At 66.9% G+C, this 16681-nt stretch carries 17 protein-coding genes and 1 tRNA gene; 8 read left to right on the top strand and 10 right to left on the bottom strand.

Going from position 1 to position 16681, the window contains the following annotated elements:
- Positions 1–38: 38 nt before the first annotated feature.
- The 4 genes from IPG97_11595 to IPG97_11580 all read right to left on the bottom strand — a co-directional run bounded on the left by IPG97_11595 (position 39) and on the right by IPG97_11580 (position 2925).
- Positions 39–803 (bottom strand): alpha/beta fold hydrolase, encoded by a 765-nt coding sequence (locus IPG97_11595; protein MBK6857159.1) that lies wholly within the window; start codon positions 801–803, stop codon positions 39–41.
- A gap of 26 nt (positions 804–829) precedes the next feature.
- Entirely contained in the window at positions 830–1042 is a 213-nt protein-coding gene (locus IPG97_11590; GenBank protein MBK6857158.1) for a hypothetical protein, read from the bottom strand.
- Positions 1043–1127: 85 nt separating this feature from the next.
- Positions 1128–1577, bottom strand: coding sequence for a hypothetical protein (locus IPG97_11585; GenBank protein ID MBK6857157.1), 450 nt, complete (start codon positions 1575–1577; stop codon positions 1128–1130).
- 61 nt (positions 1578–1638) lie between these two features.
- Positions 1639–2925, bottom strand: a complete 1287-nt coding sequence (locus IPG97_11580; GenBank protein ID MBK6857156.1) for a glucosaminidase domain-containing protein — start codon at positions 2923–2925, stop codon at positions 1639–1641.
- Between the two features lie 166 nt (positions 2926–3091).
- Between IPG97_11580 and IPG97_11575 the strand changes: the two genes are divergently transcribed.
- Genes IPG97_11575 through IPG97_11565 form a run of 3 tightly spaced genes read left to right on the top strand, consistent with a single transcriptional unit; the run spans position 3092 to position 8467 of the window.
- Complete coding sequence (locus tag IPG97_11575) at positions 3092–5668, top strand: M1 family metallopeptidase (protein MBK6857155.1); 2577 nt, start codon at positions 3092–3094, stop codon at positions 5666–5668.
- A complete protein-coding gene (locus tag IPG97_11570; GenBank protein MBK6857154.1) occupies positions 5665–6807 on the top strand; it encodes a metallophosphoesterase in 1143 nt (380 codons plus the stop codon). Before IPG97_11575 ends, IPG97_11570 begins: the two co-directional genes overlap by 4 nt.
- A gap of 19 nt (positions 6808–6826) precedes the next feature.
- Entirely contained in the window at positions 6827–8467 is a 1641-nt protein-coding gene (locus tag IPG97_11565; protein ID MBK6857153.1) for a GGDEF domain-containing protein, read from the top strand.
- Positions 8468–8506: 39 nt separating this feature from the next.
- Here IPG97_11565 and IPG97_11560 read toward each other — a convergent pair whose 3' ends face one another.
- The 3 genes from IPG97_11560 to IPG97_11550 are packed head-to-tail and all read right to left on the bottom strand — an operon-like array spanning position 8507 to position 10601.
- Complete coding sequence (locus IPG97_11560; GenBank protein MBK6857152.1) at positions 8507–9145, bottom strand: lysoplasmalogenase; 639 nt, start codon at positions 9143–9145, stop codon at positions 8507–8509.
- A gap of 4 nt (positions 9146–9149) precedes the next feature.
- Positions 9150–10385, bottom strand: coding sequence for an FAD-dependent oxidoreductase (locus tag IPG97_11555; protein MBK6857151.1), 1236 nt, complete (start codon positions 10383–10385; stop codon positions 9150–9152).
- A gap of 24 nt (positions 10386–10409) precedes the next feature.
- Positions 10410–10601, bottom strand: coding sequence for a ferredoxin (locus IPG97_11550; protein MBK6857150.1), 192 nt, complete (start codon positions 10599–10601; stop codon positions 10410–10412).
- A gap of 118 nt (positions 10602–10719) precedes the next feature.
- Between IPG97_11550 and IPG97_11545 the strand changes: the two genes are divergently transcribed.
- Positions 10720–10795 (top strand) — tRNA-Ala (locus IPG97_11545).
- A 56-nt stretch (positions 10796–10851) separates the two neighbouring features.
- Positions 10852–11310, top strand: coding sequence for a hypothetical protein (locus IPG97_11540; GenBank protein MBK6857149.1), 459 nt, complete (start codon positions 10852–10854; stop codon positions 11308–11310).
- Positions 11311–11535: 225 nt separating this feature from the next.
- Here the strand turns inward: IPG97_11540 and IPG97_11535 are convergent, their stop codons facing one another.
- The gene (locus IPG97_11535; protein ID MBK6857148.1) at positions 11536–11991 is read right to left on the bottom strand and encodes a hypothetical protein; all 456 of its coding nucleotides are present in this window, start codon (positions 11989–11991) and stop codon (positions 11536–11538) included.
- Positions 11992–12373: 382 nt separating this feature from the next.
- Between IPG97_11535 and moaC the strand changes: the two genes are divergently transcribed.
- Positions 12374–12877 (top strand): cyclic pyranopterin monophosphate synthase MoaC, encoded by a 504-nt coding sequence (moaC, locus tag IPG97_11530; protein MBK6857147.1) that lies wholly within the window; start codon positions 12374–12376, stop codon positions 12875–12877.
- 10 nt (positions 12878–12887) lie between these two features.
- Positions 12888–13934: a GTP 3',8-cyclase MoaA gene (gene moaA / locus IPG97_11525; GenBank protein ID MBK6857146.1), complete on the top strand. Its 1047-nt coding sequence runs from the start codon at positions 12888–12890 to the stop codon at positions 13932–13934.
- Between the two features lie 12 nt (positions 13935–13946).
- On the opposite strand, the gene IPG97_11520 is transcribed toward moaA, so the two are convergent.
- Together IPG97_11520 and galU are read right to left on the bottom strand one after the other, a co-directional pair.
- Complete coding sequence (locus IPG97_11520; protein ID MBK6857145.1) at positions 13947–15164, bottom strand: molybdopterin molybdotransferase MoeA; 1218 nt, start codon at positions 15162–15164, stop codon at positions 13947–13949.
- A 20-nt stretch (positions 15165–15184) separates the two neighbouring features.
- Positions 15185–16240, bottom strand: a complete 1056-nt coding sequence (gene galU, locus IPG97_11515; protein ID MBK6857144.1) for a UTP--glucose-1-phosphate uridylyltransferase GalU — start codon at positions 16238–16240, stop codon at positions 15185–15187.
- Here galU and IPG97_11510 point away from each other — a divergent pair.
- A complete protein-coding gene (locus tag IPG97_11510) occupies positions 16239–16607 on the top strand; it encodes an FmdB family transcriptional regulator (GenBank protein MBK6857143.1) in 369 nt (122 codons plus the stop codon). The two genes, galU and IPG97_11510, sit on opposite strands and share 2 nt — an antisense overlap.
- Positions 16608–16681: the final 74 nt, after the last annotated feature.

Below are 16681 nucleotides of genomic sequence, written 5' to 3'. Positions count from 1 at the left end.
TAGGCGCGCCGCCATCGGCAGGCACGTCGGCCCGGTCCTCAACCGGCATCGGCCGCGGTTTCGTGGCGTTGGCGGTCGAGCCAACCCAACAGGACTGCGACCGCCCGGGGGTCATGGCGCAGGTCGTGGGCTGCTCCAGCCACGATCCGGAGCTCAGCGTGACCGTGGGCATCTCCGAGCACCCGGGCATCGAAGGACGGTACCGACTCGTCATCTGACCCGTGGAGCACCAGCAGGGGTCGCCCACCCATGCGAGCGGCGTCGTCCACCGGTTTGATGTCACGTAGCTCGCGGGTCCAGGCATCGAGGCTGGGCGGGAAATCGGGCCGGGTTATCACCCCCACCTCACGGGCGTGACGAAGGAGACGCTTGGGATGAGATGCCCAATCACCGAAATCGGCGGGCGACCCGAGGACGGCCACCCCCCGGATCTCCGGCCTGCGAGCGGCCGCGGCCACGCAAAGGCCACCCCCGGTACCAAATCCGGCCAGCCACACTCCCCGGTTGGGGGCAAGCGTCCGAGCGGTCTCGGCCACCGCTAGGACGTCATCGAGCCAGCCACCCAAGGAGAAGTCGCCTGACGAAGCTCCGCAACCCCGGAAGGTGAAGGTGAGCACCCGCCAACCCTCGTTGGCTATCCGGTCGGCCAGCGCCGGATACGACCGACCGAGCGCCCCTGAGCCGACCATCCCCGACGGGTAGCCGTGACACACCACCAGGGTCGGCGGGTCACCATCGCTGACCGGTGGGTCGACGTGATAGCCGACCAGCCGCTCCCCTCCGGACTCGACCAGAAGTTCCACCGGAGATCAGCGAGACGATCTGTTGGTCAGTCCTGGCCGCCGCTGGCGCAGCAGGCCCCGTGCGGCTTGTAGCACCGGTTCGCTGCCTCCACCAGGGTGTCGGGCCCGAATGAGAGGTAGGTCCCCGCCTCCATCAGTTCGTCGATGACGTCGGCCGAGCATCGATCCAGGTCGTGCACGATCTGGGTGCGCTTGTCTCCGACGTACTGGTTGTGCTCGAAGCGGGTAGGGCGCGTCATGCCCTGAACCTACGCGAAGAACGAGGTGCCAATGGAACCCTCGACTCGAAACGCTGAGGTTGGCCGAGCCACCACTGCTCGAGCGTCAGGCCTGGGGGCCGACGGCGCCGATGGCGGCCAGGTAGTCGAGACGAACGTTCAGCACGGCCACGATGTCCTCGTCGAGCAGAGCCCGACCGGAGCTGTCCGACAGCTCCAGGATCCGGGCCACCGCCAATTCCTCTTCGACGATGGCATCGGGCTCGTCTCCGGACTGGTCGGGCCGACGACTCCACGGATAGCGACGTTCGGCCGGTCCGGCCGTGGAGGCCTCGAGCAGGTCGGCGTCGGCCAGGAGCACCCAACGGACGTCATCGTGGGTGAGGCGAGCCTGAACGTCGCCAGGCAGGCGGTCGGCGATGAAGTCGACGGCCTCGCCCAGGTCGAACACCGCCGGTCGGGCCACGCCAGCCAGGCGTGCAGTCTCTCCTCCCACGACCACCAGCGCGATGATCACCACCGCCACCAACCCGATCAGCGCGAACACCCAGATCACGACACCGAGGGTAACGACCCGGTCGGGGCTGCTCCCACCGGCTCGGCCCGCGCTCCGATCATCACCTCATCGGGATCGGGGGTCGGGGGTCGTCGAATCCCTGCCCCGCGCCTCGCCGAGCCAGAGCGAAGGCGACGATGTCGCTGTAGATCAGCATCACCTTGGGCCCGTAGGTGGGGTCGGTGGCCCACACCGTGGTCAGGTCTATCCAGGTCGGGCAACACCCGGCCGGACCCCGAAGACGCGAATCGACCTTGGGGTTCACATAGGTGGGAGACGCGATGGCGTAGGACTTGAGGAGCTGTATCTGGGCCCGGACCCCCATTTGGGGTGACGGGAACCGCCAACCCGATTCGCACGTGTCGCAGTGGCCGATACCCGAGAAGTTGTTCGCCAACACGCTGTCGTTGTTGGCGAACCCGCCGGTCTCCAACACCGCCTGAGCGAAGGCGATGTCTCCCCTGATGCCCTCGGCCTGACCTTCCTCGATGAACCAGCGGGCGAAGTCCTCCACCGGGGTGGAAACTCGGGGCCGGAACGCCGACCGTCGGAACCAGCCGGCCAGGTCCTCGGCGCTGAGGCGGGGGATGCCGATCAGCGGGGTGTTCTCGGGTACCAGACCGGCGCCCCGACGACCCGCAGCCCGCAGGCGATCCTTCGCCGTAGCGACCTCGACGATGGCCTTCTCGTGACGTTCGGCCGCGGTCTGGGCCATGAGACCGATCCGCTGCGCGTTCTGCATCCTGTCGGTGGCGAAGATGGTGGCGACCGTCAGGGTGGTGCGGGCCTCCTCGGCTGCGGCCCGGGCCTTACCCAGCGAGCGGCGGGCTTGGTCAGTGACTCGCTCCTGGCGGGCCAGGACGTGGCTGAACATGAGCTGTCGTCCACCTTCGAGATCGGTGGTGTCACCGCTCACATAGGCCCGATACTCCTCGACCCCCACGGTGCCGCCGCTCACGAACGCCCGGATCGTCAGGTCCGATAGGCGCTTCCGCTCGGCCTCCAGTTCCCGGCGAGCTCGGGCCATGCGGACCTCGGCTTCGTCTGAGACCTCTTGGGCTTTGGTCTGGGCCAGACCGGCGTTGAAGGCCTGAACGTTGGCCGCCTCCAAGAACTGGGCGGCGTTGAGGCGGTCGACCGCGGCCTCGTCTCGTTCCTGTTCATGCACGTGCACGGCGTGGAACGGGTCATCGGGCGACGCCGGCGCCCGCGGGGCCCGCTCCAAGGTGTCGTCGAGGATCTCACGCTTCTCGGGGTCGGTCAGCTCGCTGCGCCGCTGGGCGAGCGCGGCGGGCGACCACGACAGCGCCGCCGCCGCGATTGCCACCACCAGCCCCACAGCCACCATGACGGTCAGCCTTCCGGGCGCGACAGCACCCCCGGGGAGGGCGCGGCGGCAACCGGCAGGGGTGCTCACAGAAGCTTCGGGAGTCATGGTCGGAGGGAGGACGATCGTACCGCTCACCGTTGGTCACCCCCGGTAGCCTCAGAACTTCGCCGACCGAGGAGATCCCGTGCCCGTCGATGCCGAGCCCCGCTCCCACCGGCTGCCAACCACAGTCACGCCCCGCCACTACGACCTCACGCTCGCGCCCGACCTGGTCGACGCCACGTTCTCGGGTACGGCGAGCATCGAGGTCGACGTTCACGAGCCGGTGGCCACAGTTCACCTCCACGCCCTGGATCTGGTGGTCACCCAAGCCCGCGTCGAGCAGGCAGGTCGGTCCTTGGCCGCCATCGTCCACCTAGACGAAACCACCGAACAAGCCGTTCTGTCGCTCGACACCGACTTGGATCTGGGACCTGCGGTGGTGCACCTCGAGTTCTCAGGAATCCTCAACGACAAGCTGGTTGGCTTCTATCGGTCCACCTTCACCGACCACGAGGGCAGATCCCGCACTCTGGCCTGCACCCAGTTCGAGTCCACCCATGCCCGGCGGGCCTTTCCCTGCTGGGACGAACCCGCGTTCAAAGCCACCTTTTCGATCACGTTGGAAGTGGCCGACGATCTCTTGGTGCTGTCCAACGCAGCCGAGTGCTCCCGTCAATCCCTACCCTACGGGCGGATATCGGTGAGCTTCGCCCGCACCATCAAGATGTCGACCTACCTGGTGGCGTTCGTGGTCGGCCCCCTCGAGGTGGGGGCCACCGCAGAGGTGGACGGTGTCCCGCTTCGGGTGATCGCCCCGCCCGGGCGCGCTGCAATGACCGGGTTCGCCGCCGAGGTGGCGAGCTTCTCGCTGCGCTACCTGAGCGACTGGTACGGCATCGCCTACCCCGGCGACAAGGTCGATCTGATCGCCATTCCCGACTTCGCCTTCGGGGCGATGGAGAACCTGGGCTGCATCACCTTCAGGGAGACGGCACTGCTCGTCGACCCGGAGGCTGCCACCCAGGCCGAACAGCAGCGAGTGGCCGACGTCATCGCCCACGAACTCGCCCACATGTGGTTCGGTGACCTGGTCACGATGGACTGGTGGAACGGCATCTGGCTGAACGAGGCCTTCGCCACCTTTATGGAGGTCCTCACCGTCGATGCCTTCCGCCCCGAGTGGGAGCGCTGGGTCGATTTCGGGACGGCCCGGTCGATGGCCTTCGACACCGACTCACTCACCTCGACCCGTCCCATCGAATACGAGGTGGTCACCGCTGAGGACGCCGAGGCCATGTTCGACGTCCTCACCTACGAGAAGGGCGCATCGGTGGTCCGGATGCTCCAGCAATACCTGGGAGAGGACCGTTTCCAAGCCGGGATCCGCCACTACCTGCGCACCCACGCCTACGGGAACACCGACACAACCGATCTGTGGGATGCCATAGAGGAATCGTCCGGCGAACCGGTCCGGCAACTGATGGACTCCTGGATCTTCCAGGCCGGCCACCCGGTCGTCACCGTCGAGACCGACGGCTCGACGGTGTCCATGCACCGGGAGATGTTCTCGTTCCGGGCCGATCCGGCCAGCGGGGTACGGTCGCCCGCGGTCAGCAGCCACCAGGTACCGGTCCTGGTCCGCACTGCCACCGGAGCACAACACACCGTTCAGCGTGTCCTGCTCGACGACGAGGCCACCGTGGATCTCCCCGGTTCCCCCGATTGGATCGTCGCCAACCACGGTGGCCACGGCTTCTATCGGGTGGCACTGTCCGATCACGACCTCCACCGGGTGGTCGCCCACGCCGCCACATCTTTGTCACCCCTGGAGCGTTACGGGTTGGTAGAGGACGAGTGGGCCTTGCTCCTGTCGGGGCAGGGCTCGTTGGACCGGGTTCTCACCGTGGTCAGAGCACTGGCCGGGGACCCCGATCTGTCGGTGTGTCAGCGAGTGGTCGGCGTGCTGGGCTCGCTCGATCGACTGGTTCCATCCTCGGCCGCCAACGGTTACGCGTCGTTCTGTCGGGGCCTGATCTCGCCCGCCCTTGTGGCCAGCGGCCCCGAACCGGTGACCGGCGAGTCCGAACGGACCACCGCTCGGCGGGCGACGTTGTTCGATGCCTCGGCCCGGTTCGGGCGGGACCGGGCCCAGCTGGACCTGGCCCGGGAGCGGTTCGCCCTCCTGGGTTCGCCGAGCGGAGCACCCACGTTGGGTCCAGACCTGGCCGATGCCGTGGTGCGGGTGATGGCCTCCACCGCCAACCGAGACACATGGAACGAGCTGCGCCGCCGGGCCCAATCGTCGACCACCCCACAAGACCGTCTCCGTCACCAAGGGGCCCTGGCCGACAGCGCCGACCCTGACCTGGTTGTGGAACTGGCCGCTCTCACCTTGAGCGACGAGATCCGAACCCAAGATGGGCCGTTCATCCTGCGCCGGGCCTTGTCGAACCGCCACGCTCATCAACAGGTCTGGGCCTTCGTAGAGGACCGTTGGGACGAGATCGCGGCCCGCTTCCCATCCACCACCGTGCCCCGTCTGCTCGACGGCGTTCGTCCCGTCACCGACCGGGCGCTGGCGTCGCTGATCGCATCGTTCGTCGAAGACCACCCTCTCGGCCAGGGCGACAAGGTGGTCAGCCAGCACCTGGAGCGCATGTGGGTGACCGTGGCCCTGGCCGAGGCGATGGGCGGTCCGCTGGAGCAGCACTTCGGGTGAGACATCGCACCCACCTGGAGGTGTTCGCTATCGAGGACACCTCGGCACAACTGGTCTGGCGAGGACTGAGACCTGGCCTGCTCTCCATCGCCTCAACCCACGGGCCCACCATCTCATTCGAAGTCGATTTCGATGCCGGAGCGGGTGGGACCGTCATCCACGGCCTGCCCCCTGGTACCGATGTCCTGCTCCAGATCTCGGGGTCGGCATTGGGGACCAGCGCCGACCTGTCGCTTCGCACGCTGGACCGCCTCCCGGGCCAGGAGCTGAGCCGGATCGGCACGGTGAGCGATCTCCACCTAGGGGCGAGGTCCTTCGGACATCGGGGCACCATCGTCGAGGACCCGCTACCGCCGGTCCCCCATCCGCAACGATGCACGGCAGCCGCCATCGATGGCGCCACTCGGTGGGGTGCGCAGCTGGTGGTGGCCAAGGGCGACCTGACCCACAACGGCCAGGTGGACCAGTGGCGCCAGTACGCCGAGGTGGCGGCCACCAGTTCGGTACCGGTGGTCGCGGTCCCCGGAAACCACGATCGAGCTTTTCGGACCGGCTTGTCCCCCGAGGACGCCGCTGTGTCATTCGGGTTCCACCTGGCCAGCCCGCTCGAGGTCATCGACGGGGACGGGTATCGCCTGGTCCTGGTCGATTCGACGACCGGCGGCCACAACCACGGTGGCCTCGTCAACGTGGTTGACGACGCGCTCGATGCAGTGAGGTCCACCCCTGGCGGCTCGATCGCACTGATCTTCATGCACCACCAACTTCACCGCTATCCCCTCCAGGAGGTGTGGCCGGTTGGAGTGGGGCGGCGCGCATCGGTTCGGTTCTTGGAACGATTGGCCCGGACCGGAGTTCCTGCTGTCGTGTCCAGCGGCCACACCCACCGACACCGGCACTGGGACCGTCGAGGGGTGGTCGCCACCCAGGTCGGCTCCACCAAGGACTACCCCGGGGTGTGGGCGGGTTACGTCATCAGCGAAGGCGGTATGAGACAGGTGGTGCATCGTGTCACCGACCCGGACTGCATACGCTGGACCGAGACCACCCGCCGGGCCGCAGCCGGCGCCTGGCGCTGGATCGCACCCGGTTCGCTCGGCTCCCGTTGCTTCGACAAGACCTGGCCACCAGCGGTCTGAGGGAGATGCACCCCAGCCCATGAAACTCGAAGCATCTGCCAAGCCCGATGCCGTGGCGCCGCAAGGCCAAGCACCGGACCCTGGCCGCTCGGAGATCAGGGTGCTGGAAACATTGGGTCAAGCCGATCTTCCCGGCGCGGTGTCGTGGGCCGCCGCCTCCCGGCGGACTCGGTTCCGCCAGATCCTGCCCTTCGGGCTCCTCGGAATCCTGGCCGTGGCCATGGCCACGGTGCCCGACACCGATGTGAACCGGGCCCGCTGGTTGTGGGGGGCGACGGGCCTGCTGCTGCTGTCGGGCTTCCAGATCGTGTTGATGCCCTGGGAGCGGCTGTCGAGCATGTGGCGCCACCTGCCCGCCGTCACGTTCTGCCTCGGAGTGGTGATGCTCCGGGAGATCGACGCCGAGGGCACGACGGGCTTCGGGGTCCTCCTCCTTCTGCCCATCATCTGGCAGGCGGTGTACGGGCGTCGGATCGACATGGCGTTGGCCTTCGCTCAGATCCTTTTCGCCTTGGCGGTCCCGGTCATGGTGTTCGACGGATATCCAGTTCGCCAGGAGGTGCCTCGCACCATCCTCCTGCTGGCCGTGGCTGCCGCTCTGGGGGTGGTCTTGCGGAGCCTGATCGGGACCCTGAGATCCCATGACCAGACCATGCAGACCGTGGTGGCCGTGTCGCGGCTCCTGAACCGGACCGATGACCCCCTCGGGGTGCTGGGCGCCGGGATTCGTGAACTGACCGCTGCCGATTCGGTGCTGCTGACCCTGTCCACCCCATCGGGCCAGGCGACGTCGGGTCCGATGGTGGTGGTCGAGCCGGGAAGATCACCGGATTCTTCTATGGTCGAGCATCGTCTCGAGGCCACCACCTCTCAGATCGACCCGACCGCTCTCGAAGGGGAGGCCGTGTTCGAACGCCGGCCCACCACAGATGACGCCGACAACGGCCCAGCCGGTGCGGAACGAGGCACGCTGGACCTGAACTGGCCTCCCCAACTGGCGGCCCGGCTCCTCGTACCGATCGGTCCGTTCCACCAGCCGGTCGGTGTAGCCGAGGCCAGGTGGCTACAGCCGCCGAGGCGACCCTCTACGTTCGTTCGAAGCGCCATCGGCCTGTTGGGCGTCGATGCGAGCCGAGCGCTCGACCGGCTCGATCGCATGGAGGTTCTCGACGACCAGGCCCACCGCGACGGCCTCACCGCGCTCCCCAATCGTCGGGCCTGGGATGAGCTGATCGAGCACGAGATCAACCTGGCCCGTCGCAGTGGGCATCCCCTCTCGGTCGCGGTAATGGATCTCGATCGCTTCAAGCTCTACAACGACGAGTTCGGACATCTGGCCGGTGACGACCTTCTGCGCGACGCGGCCGCGGCCTGGTCACATGCGTTGCGGAGCCCAGACGTGTTGGCCCGCTGGGGTGGTGAGGAGTTCGTGGTGGCGCTACCCAACACCGAGATGGACGAGGCCCTCCGGGCAATCGAACGTCTTCAGAAGGCCACGCCCGGCGAGCAGACATTCTCGGCCGGGGTGGCCGTGCTCACCGCCACCGACACCGCCGACACAGTGGTCGCCGCCGCAGACGCGGCCATGTACCAGGCCAAGGGGTCGGGCCGGAACCGGGTGCTGGCGGCCAAGCGAGACCGCGAGTCACCCATCGTCTGAGCGGACAAGTTGGCGGACAGCCGGACGGAGGGGGCGGCCTCAGCCGACCGCCAACCACCCGACCAGACCGGCTTGGGCGGCGTGGTAGGTGATCATCACCGCCACCGGACCGAAGCGACGTGGCTCGAGGAAACGGTTCCAGGCCAGGGTGGCATCTGAGGCGTAGAACAGCAGGGCCCCGCCGATCGCCCATGGCGACGATGTTCCGAAGGCGCTGATCACCATGGCCGATATCACCGAGATGTAGGCAACCACCGGGGCCACCATCTCCCTCTTGGTTTCTGCCACCGCTCTCACCAGTCGACGGGCGACGGCTAGGACCGCAACCCCGACCAGCACCACGCCCAGGGCGATGCCCGCCCAGGAATCGAACTGGGACTGCATGGCCACCACGTAGGTCACGTGCCCCAGCAGGAACGATGCGAGCCCGGCCACGAACCACCGCTCGGCACCGAGCAAGAAGACATCACCGGCAAGGGAGAGCACCAGCCCGGCCACCATCCACCGCCGCACACCTTCGTCGAATGGTTCGAGCAGAAGCGCAACCGCAATGAGCAAGGCCAAGGCACCGGGCTTGGTGAACCGTCGCAATGGCCGGCGGTCGGTCCAGACCGCCCACCAATCAGCGATGGCCGATATCGCGGCCACGCCAGCGCAGATCCAGGCCATGGACGTCACGACGTCAACCTGGCTTGGGTTCTTGGGCGGTGACGTCGTCCCAGTCGACCTGCTCGGCGATCTGTCGCCGGCACCTCACCACCTGAGCTGGCATGTTCATGCCGAGCACCCCCACCAATCGGCCGGCCCGGCCGTACACGACGCAGAACCGGTTTTCCTCCAACGAGCCGGCCACCAGCACCTGCTCGTCGTCGGGATGCGCCCGACCGGCGAACTGGATCTTGCGGTCGTACTGGTCGCTCCAGAACCAAGGTACGGGTGAGAAGTCGAGGGCCGATGCATCATCGGAGAGAAGGCGCTTCGCAGCGTGGCTGCCCATTTCGAGGGCATGCTCCCAGTGCTCCACCAGCATTACCTCGTCGAACAGCGGGTTGTACCAGCGGGCGATGTCTCCTGCCGCCACCACTCCGGGGCCGGCCAGGGTCGTGGAGTCACACACGATGCCGTTGTCGATGGATAGGCCGCTGCCTTCCAACCATTGGGTTCGGGGGGTTACCCCGATTCCGACCACTACCACGTCGGCGTCGATGGTCTCGCCGTCGGATAGGTCGACTCGAACCGCATCCGACGGGCCACTCTGGCGCTGCTCCACCGTCGACACCCCGACCCCGACCCGAACATCTACCCCGTGGGACCGATGTAGGTCGGCTACCACGGCCCCCAGCGGCTCACCCAGAACGCGGGCCAGGGGTTGAGGAAGTGGTTCTACGAGGGTCACCTCGATTCCAAGGGTCCGACACGAGGCCGCGACCTCCAAGCCGATGAACCCTCCGCCGACCACGGCCACCCGGCGGGCCTCGCTTCTCAGGAGGTGGCAAAGGGTCCGTGCGTCGTCGAGCGTGCGCAGAGTGCGGACCCGACTCATGCCCGTTGTCCCCGGGAGCTCGCGAGCGCTGCAACCGGTGGCGATGACCAAGCCGTCGTAGCCCATCGTCCTTCCGTCGGCCAGGTCCAGTTCCTGGTCGTGCACACGGAGCGCCGTTGCTGCCACGCCCAGTTCGAGGGTGGCGTCGAGTCCGTTGCTGACCGCTCGAAGGCCGATCTCGGGCTCGGTCTCCGCCGTGAGCATCTCCTTGGACAGGGGTGGCCGGTCATAAGGGGTGTGAGCTTCGTCGCCGACGACCACCAGGTCGCCGGAAAACCCCATGGTCCTGAGGGTCTCGGCGGCTCTGATACCAGCAAGCGATGCACCAACCACCACCACCCGGCCGACATCGGGGCGACCTGCGCTGGGTTGCATTCCCGGCCCTGGGTTGTCGGGCATTCAGCCCTCGATGCTGATGGCCTGCTTGGGGCAGCGGGCGACCGCAAGCTCCATAGCCTCACGCCTCGACTCGTCGGGCTCTTCTTGGAGCACGTAGAGGAGGTCGTCGTCTCGAACCTCGAACACGTCGGGTGCGATTCCCATGCACACCGCATTGCTCTCGCACAGGTCGTAGTCGACCACAATTCGCATAGCTGCCTCCTCGGGTGAACTCCGAGCCAGACTAGAACACGTTCCAGTGCGGTGGTGACAGATCCTCCTAGCCGTTCGGTGCGCCGAGACCGGCGCGCTACGCTGAGCCGTCCCCAATGGGGGTGTAGCTCAGTTGGTAGAGCGCCTCGGTCGCATCGAGGAGGCCAGGGGTTCGATTCCCCTCACCTCCACCACCCCATAACGGGTCTTATCGCTCAAGTTCCGGCTCGATCATGTCGAAACCTTGAGCATGGCAGCAGCACCCCTCACCAAAACTCTCCGCCGGGGAGCCACCGGCGCCGCCACCGTGGGCGTAGCCCTCGTCTTGAGCGGTTGCCTCACCACCGGCCAGTCCCAGGTACAGAGCGAGCTGAACGCCGACCGCACCGCCAACGGTCGGGTGGCGCTCGGCATCCACGCCCAAGCGCAGGCCAAGGCCCAGGCGTGGGCCGAGAAGATCGCCCGCGACGGCAAGCTCTCACACTCCAACCTCGCCGACGGCATCACCGCCCGGTGGTGCGGCCTGGGCGAGAACGTGGGCTACGGCGGCACCGTGGCCCAGATCGAGGACGCCTACATGGCATCCCCCGGCCACCGCGGCAACATCTTGAACACCACCTGGAACGGCGTGGGCGTCGGGTACGCCACCGGCAAGGTGAACGGCCAGACCGTCATCTTCACCGTCCACTCCTTCATCCAGACCTGCTAGAAGCCTCAGAACCAACACCCACGGAAAGGCCCGGGTTCCCACCACCCGGGCCTTTCCGCGTGAACGGACAAAAGGGCAGGCGAGCAAACACGCGAGCCGCCCCATGAGCACGAAGTGGTTAGAGCCGAGGCAAGGCCGGCTCCCTGGGCGGCCCCTTATGGCGTTCGACCAGCGAGCCGGAGACCGAACTCCGCTGGGAGGCTCTGCCTTTCGGCGGATCCAGGCTCAGTTGGCGGAACGGCGCAGCGCCAGTACCGGCTGAGGAGCGGGGACTGCAACCCGCAGGGGCCGCACCTTCACCGCCCGCTCCATGGAGCGCAGGTGGATCTGGCGCAAGGCGTAGACGTAGACGCCACACAGACCGGCGGTGAGCACGAACAAGAAGGTGAAGAACCCACCAAACGCCACCGCCAGCAGCAGGGTGAACGCCGACCCACCCAACAGGCCCATCAGCACATCCCGCCGGCGCCGACGGGCGTCGAGCGGGGCAACGGGCGACCGGGGTACGGCGTAGGTCGGGACGGCGCTGAGTCGGCTCCCGGGCGTGGCCCGCTCCAAGGTGGAGAGCTGAGCCCGGAACATCGTGACCGAACTACCGGGTCGACCCTCCCGCCGAGACTTGAGGATCGGCGGAACCAGAACCGCCGCCCACACACCTGCCAGGATCACAAGGAAGAGCATCGTCACGCTCCGGGCCTGCCTTCGTCTTGTTTGGGACCGTAGTCCGGGCCTACTTCCACGGGGTGGATGGTGGCCGAGGCGGATTTCAGAAGGGAAAGCAGCCCTGCCCTAGGACCCCTGGGCCCCATGACGGGAGTGCTGCGGTTGTTACGAATGTACTACGAAACCCGCGCGTACTGCCAGGGGCAGTGACCAGCGTCTCACCGCTCGATCTCAATCCACCACGGCCACCGAAGGCACCACGGGATCCTAAGCTAAGGAGGCGAGCCGATAGCGAGCCGACCCATAAGCACGGCATGGTTAAACCGAGGCGGAGCCTCGGTCTGATCAACCTGGTTGCGACGACGACTAGACCTTTCCGCTAGGACCCTAAGCTCACAGCATGCCCGAACGCCTCACCCACCTCGATCCGCTGGGCCGGGCCCGGATGGTCGACGTGACGCCCAAGGATCCATCCCATCGTCGGGCCGTGGCCCGGGGCCGGGTCCACATGCAGCCCGAGACCACCGCGCTGGTAGCGCGCGGCGCGGTCGGCAAGGGTGACGTGCTCAACGTCGCCCGCGTGGCCGGCATACAGGCCGCCAAGCGTACGGCCGACCTGATCCCGCTGTGCCACCCGCTATTGGTGGGCGCCGTGCTGGTCAACTTCCACATCGATGACTCCTTCATAGAGATCGAGGCCCACGTCGACACCGTCGATCGCACCGGCGTGGAGATGGAAGCCCTAACCGCGGTGACGGTCGCCGCCCTCACCATCTACGACATGTGCAAGTCGGCCGACCGGTCCATGACCATCGGCGAGGTGGCGCTCTGGGAGAAGACGGGGGGACGCTCGGGCACCTTCCGCCGGGTGTCCAGTGATCCCGAGTTGGACCTGGGGCTGTAGGCCGGTTCCCATGTCTGCCGTCGTCGACACCGAGATCGTCGACCTGGTGGATGGCTTCGCGCGGGTCCACCGTGACCTGCGGATCTCGGTGACCGACCGCTGCAACTTCCGCTGCACCTATTGCATGCCCGCCGACGGGTTGGCGTGGCAACCATCTGAGTCGATCCTCACCGCAGCCGAACTGGCACGAATCGCCCGCCGGTTCGTGCATCGCTACGGCTTCACCGCCATCCGCCTCACCGGTGGTGAGCCAACGGTTAGGGCAGACCTCCCCGAACTGGTTTCCGACCTGGCCCGACTTCGGGTGGATCTGTCTCTCACCACCAACGGCTCACGCCTGACCACGCTGGCTCCGGTCCTGGCCGAGGCCGGCCTCCGACGGGTGAACGTATCGCTGGACTCGCTCCGCTCCGATCGCTTCCACGCCGTCACCCGCCGCGACTCCCTGGATCGGGTGGTGTCCGGCATACGCTCAGCGGTGGCCTCGGGCCTTCACCCCGTGAAGGTGAACGTGGTGGTCACCCGCGGCGTGAACGACGACGAGATCATCGACTTCGCCCGGTTCGGGCGAGATGAAGGGGTGATCATCCGCTTCATCGAGTTCATGCCCCTCGATGCCGACCATCGATGGTCCCCCGACGCAGTGGTGGCCACCAGCGAGATCGTCGACACCATCCACCGAGTGTTCCCCCTCGAGAGTTGCGAGCGCGGCCACAGCCCCGCTCGCATCCTCCGCTATGCCGATGGCCAGGGCGAGATCGGCGTGATCGGAAGCGTCACCGAACCGTTCTGCGCCAGTTGTGACCGGGTTCGACTCACCGCCGACGGCCAACTCCGATCCTGCCTCTTCGCCACCACCGAGACAGATCTGCGGGCCATCGTGCGCGACCCGAGTCTGGCGCTCGGTGTCGACGGAGTGGACACCGACGGCACCGGCATGGACTCGGCCCTGGACCGCGCCATAGAGGCCACCGTGGCCACCAAGTGGGCGGGTCATGGCATCTCGGCTGTGGACTTCACTCGGCCGACCCGCTCCATGTCCCAAATCGGGGGCTAGGGGCGAGGTGCTTCAGGGCCCGAAAGGGTCCCGGAGCAGCACGGCGTCCACGACCGCACCTTCGGCCGCCTCGGCATCGATCATGAGCAGTGCGTTGGCCTCTGCCGACGCCGCCAATTGATGCGAGCCTTGTCGCGCCACTGGAACAGCCTCGAAACCAGACCCGGTCCACGTCACGGTGGCCCGGACGAAGGCCTTGCGCCCATCGGAGCGATTTCCGATCGGGTGTGACACCCTCACCGGCACCCGAGGCAGATCGAGGTCCGGTCGACCGGCCAGGGCCCGGAGCCCCGGTACCCCCAGCAGGGCCAAGGAGACCAACGACGACACCGGATTGCCGGGCAGACCGAACACCGGTGTGCCTTCCAGCAGACCGAAGGCGAAGGGCTTTGCTGGCCGGATGGCCACCTGCATCCAGGCCATGTCGGCCAGTTCGGCCAGGACGACCTTGACCAGATCCACGTCGCCCATGCTCACGCCGCCGGTGGTTATCACGGCGTCGTGGGTGCGGGCCGCATCCAGCAGTGCCGCTCGGATCGCGTCGGTGTCATCGGCAACGGTTCCGGCATCGACGGCATCGAAGCCGAACCCAGTGGCGGCGGCCACCAGGGTCGGGCGATTGGTCTCCCGGATCTGCCCGGGCGCCAAGGGACCGTCGTGGTCGACGAGTTCGTCGCCGGTCGACATCACCGCAACCCTTGGTCTCGGCACCACCATGGGGTTTCGACGACCGAGCGCGGCCAACACCCCGAGGTGTGCTGCACTCAACACGGTTCCCCCGGCCAGTACCTCCTGTCCCGCTTCGATGTCGTCCCCGGCCGGGCGGACGTGGCGACCGGGTACCGCAGACTCGAACAACAGGACCGAGCCGGGATCATCGGTCCGAGAACGTTCCACCACCACCACGGCATCGGCCCCATCGGGCATGGGAGCGCCGGTCATTATCTTGGCCGCCTCCCCAGGCCCGACTCGGCGGTCTCCGGGCTGGCCCGCCAGCACCGTACCCACCACGTTCAGGCGCACCGGTGTGGTCTCCGACGCAGAGGCCACATCATCGGACCTGACCGCGTAACCGTCCATGGCCGAGTTGGCGAACGGAGGGACCGGCTCAGGAGCCACCTCGGGACCAGCCAACACGCAACCGAGGGCCTCATCCAGCGGGACCATCCGTGGCGCCAAGGACTGGCAACGCTCGACCACGTGGGCCCGGGCCTCATCGAATGGGATCAACGTCTGGGTATCCGATCTGTTCAGACCAGGCCCTTGCGACGACACAGGTCCGCGAGGAAGGCGCCGAAGTCGGGGCCGAGATCGTCTCGGCTGAGCGCCAACTCCACGATGGTCTCCAGGTATGCCGGCACCGTTCCGGTGTCGTGGCGTCCGCCCTGGAAGGTGACGCCGTAGACGGCCTGGTCGGCGATGAGCATGGCGATGGCGTCGGTGAGTTGGATCTCTCCACCTACCCCAGGGGTCACCAGCTCGATCTTGTCGAAGATCTCCGGCGTGAAGATGTAGCGCCCCATGACCGCCAGGTTGGAGGGGGCCGAAGCGGGCTCGGGCTTCTCCACCAGGTCGAGGATCTGCACGAGGTTGTCCGAGATCCGCTCGGGCTTGACGCTGCCGTAGCGGCGGATCTCCTCGTTGGGTACTTCTTGGAGGGCGAGCACCGACCGCCCGTACTGGTCGTGGATCCGCATCATGTCGGGGAGCAGCGTCGAGGTGGTGTCCATGAACTCGTCGCCCAGCAGGACCACAAACGGGTTGTCTCCGACATGCTTGCGAGCCACCGACACGGCATGGCCTAGGCCGAGAGGAGAAGACTGGCGGACGAAGTGGATGTCGGCGATGGACGCCAGGTCGACGATTGCGTCGCGCTGATCGAACTTTCCCGATTCGGCGAGGTGGTGCTCCAGTTCGAACTGGCGGTCGAAATGGTCCTCTATCGAACGCTTGGACCGACTGGTGATGATCAGGATGTCATCTATGCCAGCCGCCACCGCTTCCTCGACCACGTACTGGATGGCGGGCTTGTCCACCACGGGCAGCATCTCTTTGGGCTGGGCCTTGGTGGCGGGCAGGAAGCGCGTGCCCAGGCCGGCCGCAGTGATCACGGCCTTGCGGACTGTCGAGGAAGGTGCGGTCACGACCGTCAAGTCTCGCGCAGGTAACGGGCCAACACGACCGTCTTCGGCCTGTCCGACCGACCTGGGACTTCGGGCGTGTCCACCCCTACACTGGCAGTCGCGTTCTGAGACTGCTAACGACTCGGACACACAGGTGACCCACCGCTTCCCTTGAGGACCCATGCCGACCTACGAGTACCGCTGCAAGGCCTGCGACCACGAGTTCGAGGTCGTGCAGTCCTTCTCCGACGATGCCCTTACCACCTGCCCCGAGTGCGAAGGACCGCTGAAGAAGGTCTTCGGGAACGTGGGGATCACCTTCAAGGGTTCTGGCTTCTACAAGACCGACTCCAGGTCAGCAGGCTCCTTCGGCTCGACCCGTGACGCCGACCGCTCCGACACCGGATCCAGTTCCAAGTCGTCATCGACCAAGTCCTCGACCAGCGACACCAGTGGAAGCGCACCAACTTCGAGCGGGTCGAATGGATCGACGACCAGCTCGGGAACGACATCGGCGGCGTCGTCGTCGGGGTCCAGCTCCAGCTCCTGACCAGTTTCCGCTCACGATCCGAGCGATTCCACCACGGGCGGTGGTGCCAACGGTGAGGGTGGAGATGCCGGTGT

It is taken from the genome of Microthrixaceae bacterium (assembly GCA_016702505.1).
Taxonomy (GTDB): domain Bacteria; phylum Actinomycetota; class Acidimicrobiia; order Acidimicrobiales; family Iamiaceae; genus Aquihabitans.
The sequence above is the reverse complement of the archived record's forward strand: the minus strand, read 5'-3'. Positions and strand labels throughout refer to the sequence as shown.

Bases quoted from the DNA above. Each gene is read 5' to 3' on its own strand.
- IPG97_11535 (MBK6857148.1), bottom strand. From the start codon at position 11,991: ATGCTCTTCCTTGTGATCCTGGCAGGTGTGTGGGCGGCGGTTCTGGTT.
- IPG97_11540 (MBK6857149.1), top strand. From the start codon at position 10,852: ATGGCAGCAGCACCCCTCACCAAAACTCTCCGCCGGGGAGCCACCGGC.
- IPG97_11510 (MBK6857143.1), top strand. From the start codon at position 16,239: ATGCCGACCTACGAGTACCGCTGCAAGGCCTGCGACCACGAGTTCGAG.
- IPG97_11550 (MBK6857150.1), bottom strand. From the start codon at position 10,601: ATGCGAATTGTGGTCGACTACGACCTGTGCGAGAGCAATGCGGTGTGC.
- IPG97_11565 (MBK6857153.1), top strand. From the start codon at position 6,827: ATGAAACTCGAAGCATCTGCCAAGCCCGATGCCGTGGCGCCGCAAGGC.
- IPG97_11580 (MBK6857156.1), bottom strand. From the start codon at position 2,925: ATGGTGGCTGTGGGGCTGGTGGTGGCAATCGCGGCGGCGGCGCTGTCG.
- moaA (MBK6857146.1), top strand. From the start codon at position 12,888: ATGTCTGCCGTCGTCGACACCGAGATCGTCGACCTGGTGGATGGCTTC.
- moaC (MBK6857147.1), top strand. From the start codon at position 12,374: ATGCCCGAACGCCTCACCCACCTCGATCCGCTGGGCCGGGCCCGGATG.
- IPG97_11555 (MBK6857151.1), bottom strand. From the start codon at position 10,385: ATGCAACCCAGCGCAGGTCGCCCCGATGTCGGCCGGGTGGTGGTGGTT.
- galU (MBK6857144.1), bottom strand. From the start codon at position 16,240: ATGGGTCCTCAAGGGAAGCGGTGGGTCACCTGTGTGTCCGAGTCGTTA.
- IPG97_11590 (MBK6857158.1), bottom strand. From the start codon at position 1,042: ATGACGCGCCCTACCCGCTTCGAGCACAACCAGTACGTCGGAGACAAG.